This window comes from Cyanobacteriota bacterium (assembly GCA_025054735.1).
Classification (GTDB): Bacteria; Cyanobacteriota; Cyanobacteriia; order SKYG9; family SKYG9; genus SKYG9.
The window spans coordinates 1-4323 of sequence record JANWZG010000350.1; the positions used below are offsets into that span (position 1 = coordinate 1).

4 protein-coding genes are annotated in these 4323 nt (G+C 50.4%); all 4 read left to right on the top strand.

Annotated features, from left to right (window positions below; all coding sequences use genetic code 11):
- A partial coding sequence (locus NZ772_14740) for a DUF3110 domain-containing protein (protein MCS6814809.1) occupies positions 1–235 on the top strand: 235 nt, incomplete at its 5' end.
- 3 nt (positions 236–238) lie between these two features.
- Complete coding sequence (gene murQ / locus NZ772_14745; protein MCS6814810.1) at positions 239–1159, top strand: N-acetylmuramic acid 6-phosphate etherase; 921 nt, start codon at positions 239–241, stop codon at positions 1157–1159.
- Positions 1156–1872, top strand: a complete 717-nt coding sequence (locus NZ772_14750) for an AsmA family protein (protein MCS6814811.1) — start codon at positions 1156–1158, stop codon at positions 1870–1872. The genes murQ and NZ772_14750 overlap by 4 nt, the downstream gene beginning before the upstream one ends.
- A 289-nt stretch (positions 1873–2161) precedes the next feature.
- A partial coding sequence (locus tag NZ772_14755) for a PAS domain-containing protein (GenBank protein ID MCS6814812.1) occupies positions 2162–4323 on the top strand: 2162 nt, incomplete at its 3' end.

Genomic DNA, 4323 nt, shown 5'->3' on the forward strand with positions numbered 1-4323 from the left:
TCCGGCGGCAACGGTGGAGGCTATCGACGCAGAAGAGGTAGAAGGGTTTTGCCAAGACGCAGGCTATGAGTGCACCCTAGTACCAGAAGGAACGTTAGTGGTGCCACCGGAAGCCAACGTAGAGGAAATGGACTGGAATCCTGATGGTGTTGTCAAGTCACCAACTGACCAAGATTCAGAGTTTTCACCGGATGAGCTGGAACGGATCCGTAAGCGACTAGAGGGACTGCTGTAGGCTATGGGGCTGCAAGAACGAGGCCATTTGCTGACAGAGCAGGTGAATCCAAACAGTCAGGCCCTTGACCAGTTAACGGCCTTGGAACTCGTGGACTTGTTCAATCGAGAAGACCAGCAGGTGATTGCCGCGATCGCAGCAGCACGGGAATCCCTAGCCCAAGCTATTGAACGGACAGCAGAGGCCCTCCGCCAAGGGGGACGGCTATTTTACGTGGGAGCAGGCACCAGTGGACGCTTAGGCGTGTTGGATGCAGCAGAGTGTCCCCCTACCTTTTGCACACCACCGGACATGGTGCAGGGCATTCTTGCGGGAGGAGTCTCAGCTATGTTTCGTAGCTCCGAAGCCTTGGAAGACCGAGAAGCTGATGGGGCAGCCGCGATCGCTGAGCATCAGATCACTGCTCAAGATGTAATTTTAGGGATCACCGCTGGAGGCACTACACCCTATGTGCACGGCGCACTGCACGAAGCCCGACTGCGAGGAGCGACTACCATGTTTCTAGCCTGTGTGCCTCCCGACCAAGTGAGAGTTACGGTGGATGTTGATATCCGGCTGTTAGTAGGGCCAGAGGTGTTGGCGGGTTCTACTCGGCTGAAGGCGGGAACAGTGACCAAGCTAGCGTTGAATATTCTTTCCACAGGCGTGATGGTGCAATTGGGTAAGGTGTATGGTAATCGCATGGTAGATGTGTCAGTGACCAACCAAAAACTGCACGATCGTGCCCTACGCATCATAGTAGATTTAACAGGCTTAGCCCGTGACCAAGCCGATGAGCTACTGACTCGCAGCGGTAAGTCTGTCAAACGAGCACTGCTAATGCATTGGACAGGGTTAGATGCTGCTGAGGCTCAACAATTGCTCAGTCAAACTCAGGGACATCTGCGCCAAGCTGTACAGACCTATCAACAACTCATGTCATGAACCTTTTCGGTAGGGCATTATTCGTTGGATTGGCAATCGCGATCGTGGTGACAGGCATCATCTGGCTCAACCTTGATCGCATCGTCAAAAACCAAGTAGAGCGAGACCTCACAACGGCTCTTCAGACAACCACTACCATTAGCCGATTCCGCCTTAATCCCTGGCGCGGTCAGTTAACGATCCAAGGGTTGACGATCGCCAACCCTGCCAACTTCACAACTCCCAACCTCGTAACTGTCCAGAGCATTCAAGTCCAACTCCGACCTGCAAGCTTACTTAGCAATACTCTTAAAATCAAAGAAATGAGAGTTCAGTCTACCGAAGTTACCTTTGAACAGCAACAACTGCGGAATAACTTAGTGGTTGCCTTGTCAAAACTGGAGGATGCCCAAACTCAAAAAGATCGCGGCGATCGTCGCTTCCAGATTGATCGCGTTACGATTCAAGACACTACAGCTCGCATTTCTGCAACCTTCCTGGGGCAACGATCAGCAGAGTTGACTGTAGACCTGCCAGATATTTCTCTGCAAAATGTCACCTCAGAAAATGTGGACGGTATGGTATTAAGTGAAATTATTCGCACACTATTTACCCGTATTTTCAATGCTATTTTGCAACAAAGTGCTAGCAATCTACCCAACGTTAATAACCTGATCCCACCTCAATTGCGAGATAACCTACCGGATTTCCTTAAACAGTTTCCGCCCCAGTAATCACAGCGACATCCCCCGCTCTGGTCTTACAGGTTGAGTGTGGAGAATACCCCAATTTTTCTTGTAGATAGGGAAAGGGAGTGCAAGCAGAGTTGGATTCTGGTTGATCCTGAAAGCACTAGGATTACTCCCTAGTTGAGATAGCTAGCGCGGTGATTTTAGCAGCGCATTGATCATGTCGTTTTGAGACGTAGTGCCCTAACCCACAGAAAACTTGTCAATAATGGAGGTAGAGTTCTATAGGTTGTGAATGTTGCACGAGTGATTGGAATGATCGTTGAATAAGGCAATGACTACAGCACAGTCAGAACTGCCAATATTTTCTGTAGAAACGATTTTAGGGAGCATCTCCACTATTGCCTGCCAAATTCAACACATGACTGCGTTGGAAGAGGTGATACACCAAGCAATTATAGGTGCCCAGTCGTTGCTAGCAGTTGATCGCGTCGTTGTCTTTCAGCTCAACCATTCCCACGAAGCAGTAGTAACTTTTGAGGCAGTTAGCCCAGGTGTGACTGCTACTCTTGGACAACAAGTCTCTTCAACATTGATGAACCGTCTGTGGGGGAATCAAGCACCATCTGAGCCGATCGCGATTGTCCCCAACATCCACGCAGAACCGCTAGCTGCTGACGTAGTGACTCTGTTTACAAGTTGGCAAGTTCGTGCCTACTTAGCAGTGCCCCTGGTGAGTCAGGGTCAGCGCTGGGGGATATTGATGGCACATCACTGTCAAGAAATCCGAGAGTGGCAGCCCTTAGAAGTGCAGTATTGGCAACAACTAGCTCTGCACTTGGGGATTGCTATTCAACAGGCAGCTCTGCAACCAGTCTTGCCCCACTGTGCTGACAGGGTAGAACCACACCTTAGCCAGCCACCCACTGGCTCTGTAGGCTTAGTCCCTGCTTGCCACGTAGCACTCGATGCCCATGACTGGGGTCTCTGGGTGCGAAATTTTGCTACCAATGAGGTATTCCTGTCACCTCACTGGAAGGCTCTTCGAGGCTTTTCACCCAGTGAACTGCCTGACTGTTGGGAGACGTGGGTGCAGTCTATTCATCCACAGGATCGCGATCGCACGTTACAAGCGCTGCAAGCGTATCTACATCACCAAGCTGCCACCTTTGAGCAAGACTACCGGATATGTCAACCCGATGGTTCCTATCGTTGGGTTTTGAGCCGGGGTCAGGCCATGTGGAACCAAGCTGGGGAGCCAATACAGATCATTGGGTTAGAGATTGAGATTACTGCCCGCAAGCAAGCAGAACTAGCCCTCCAGAAAAATGAACAGCGATTTCAGCATTTAGCAGCAGCCTCACCTGCTGTGATCTATAGCGTAGTTGAAGACTTAGATGGAATTGCCCGCTTTGAATACCTAAGTCCTGCTGCTGAGACCATTCACGAGTTGCCGATCGCTGACATGTTAGCCGACGGTGGCTTGATCTTGAAGCAGATGCATCCTGACGATCAAGATGGCTATCGCCAAGCTATTGGCCGCTGTCTAGAAACCCAAGAACCATTTAGCTATGAGTGGCGCATTATTACCCCATCGGGCAAGGTGAAATGGCTCCAAGCGAATTCTTGCCCTAGCCGACAAGCCAATGGAGAATTGGTCTGGCATGGCATTGTTTTAGATGTCAGCGATCGTAAACATAAGGATGAACTCATCCAGAATATTGCTAGAGGAGTCTCTGCCGCTACAGGTGAAGCTTTCTTCCAATCGCTGGTTGAGTATTTAACTCGACTGCTTAACATAGAGCATGTCTGCATAGCAGAGTTAATAGCACCCAACCACAACCGAGCCAGAGTTTTAGCAGGGCTGAGCTACGGTCAGTCCCTAGCTGGCATGGAACACGACTTAACCAATACGCCCTGTCAACAGGTAGTGGAACAAGGCTTTTGCATCTACCCCAATCATCTTCAGCACTACTTTACTGAAGACTGTTTCTTGGGCAACATCAACGGAGAGGGCTATGCCGGTATTTCTCTGGTGAACTCAGCAGGGGTTGTAATTGGGATCATTAGTATCATTAGCGATCGCGCCATTCAAGATAGTCAACTCATTCAAGAGGTTTTGACCATTTTTGCCGTGCGGGCTGCCTCTGAGCTAGAGCGCCAACAGTCAGAAGTGTTACTGCGGCATTATGAGCGGATTGTATCCGCTACCCCAGATTGTGTTGTGCTGCTCGATCGCAACTACTACTACCAAGCTGTTAATGATAGCTACCTACGATGGCACAACAAGACCCAGCCAGAGGTAATTGGGCACCACGTGAGTGAGATTCTGGGGCAGGAGATATTCACTACGGTTGTCAAGCCCCTCTTTGACTGTTGTCTGGCCACTCGGTCTCTCCGCGTTGCCGAAACTTGGATTACCTGCGGTGATGGCCAACGACGCTACATTCGAGCTACCCTTGCTCCCTGCACCGAGTTGGATGGGGCTGTGTCGGG

Coding starts and splice junctions, on each gene's coding strand:
- NZ772_14750 (MCS6814811.1), top strand. CDS start 1,156: ATGAACCTTTTCGGTAGGGCATTATTCGTTGGATTGGCAATCGCGATC.
- murQ (MCS6814810.1), top strand. CDS start 239: ATGGGGCTGCAAGAACGAGGCCATTTGCTGACAGAGCAGGTGAATCCA.